Here is a 1,474-nt window from a genome sequence, read left to right as displayed (position 1 = left end):
CCTGCTTGTCTGCGAACGACACGTGGTCCCACCGGCCCGCCCCCACGAACCGGTCACGGCCAGCCCGACCCAGGCAGACCCGACCAACCCGACCTACCCGTCAAAGCGAGAGCGTGCCGGAGCCTTGCCCCGGGTAACGCGCCTACAGATTGCGTCGAAGGGAGGCAGGGGTGGAAGTGGTGTTCCCGCGCTGCGCGGGACTCGACGTCCATCGGGACACGGTGGCCGCGGCGGTACGGATCCAGCCCGCGAAAGGACCCGCGAAAGTCGAGGTCCGTACGTTCACTACGACCGGCGGTTCGCTGGGACTCCTCGCGGACTGGCTGACCCAGAACAAGGTCACGATCGTGGGCATGGAATCAACAGGGGTTTACTGGAAACCCGTCGTGCGCCACGAGGCGCTGTGAGTTCGGGCAGGGGTGAAAGGACCCTGCCGGTGGGTCATCGCGGTGGCTCGCTGAAGCTGGAGGCAGCCTGATCCGGGGGACGCCGGCGAAGGTGGGAGCAGCCTCGACAACGACGGGACGGGCCGGCACTGCCAGACGGCTCGGGTCCGGCAAGCGAGACAGGAAGGCGTACGAATGTAGGAACCAGTGGTCGAACCCCCTTAAGTCCAGAACCGGCTCCAACCTGGCGGATATGGGCCGGGCGACAGTACGCACCCTGATTGACAGGGTCGGGGTGACTTCACATCGCGGAGGAGTTGCTGGTGTGAAGGCCATGGGGAAAGTCCGCGGCGTACCCGTGGCGAAGCTGTAGGGGAAAAGCTGGGCGCCTCACTTGTCAACCGAATCACAGTGAACGTGGGAAGCTTTCCGCGATCGCCCTTCCCGCCGGCTCTGGCCGGCGGCGGGCAGGTCCGTCGTCGACTGGTGGTCGTGGAAGGTGGCGGAGTCCTCGTAGTACTCGGAGGCCGGGAAAGCCGGCCACATGGGGAAGGGGGACAGCGAGATCGAGCGGGGAGGAACTGGAATGTCAGGAGGTCGTCGGTGAATATCGGCGCGCCGTGGCCGACTGTCGATGAGGCGGCGGACGGGGTACTGAAGATCCAGACCAAACTGCATCGGTGGGCGTCCGATAATCGGACGCGCCGGTTCGATGATATCTACAACTTTGTCTATGACCCGGCGGTGCTGGTGACGGCGTGGCGTCGGGTGCGGACGAACAAGGGAGCGCGCACGGCCGGCGTGGACGGTGAAACCGCCTACTACGTCGAGACCGTGCGGGGAGTGCCAGCGTTCCTGTCCGACCTGCGAGAGGATCTGCGGACTCGCGGGTTCCAGCCGGTCGCGGTCCGCGAGGTGACGATCCCCAAGCCGGGAGGCAAGCGGCGCCGGCTGGGGATAGGATAGTGCCCCGTGGAGTGGTGTAGATCGGTTCGCGTTTCACTCTGCGTCTTTCGATATTATGCGACTTGGAACTCGGTCGCGTCGAGAGTAATCGGGGTAATCTCCGGGACTGTTGTGGTGGTGTT

Annotated in this window: 1 protein-coding gene and 1 pseudogene; both read left to right on the top strand. The window is 65.1% G+C overall.

Annotated features, from left to right (window positions below; translation table 11 throughout):
- Window positions 1-170: 170 nt before the first annotated feature.
- Window positions 171-386, top strand: a pseudogene (locus AB1460_RS37445) (IS110 family transposase); the annotation flags it as partial.
- Between the two features lie 603 nt (window positions 387-989).
- Window positions 990-1,352, top strand: a complete 363-nt coding sequence (locus AB1460_RS37440; RefSeq protein WP_368967294.1) for a hypothetical protein — start codon at window positions 990-992, stop codon at window positions 1,350-1,352.
- The last annotated feature ends 122 nt before the right edge of the window (window positions 1,353-1,474 follow it).

The organism is Parafrankia sp. FMc2 (assembly GCF_041008525.1).
Classification (GTDB): Bacteria; Actinomycetota; Actinomycetes; order Frankiales; family Frankiaceae; genus Parafrankia.
The sequence above is the reverse complement of the archived record's forward strand: the minus strand, read 5'-3'. Positions and strand labels throughout refer to the sequence as shown.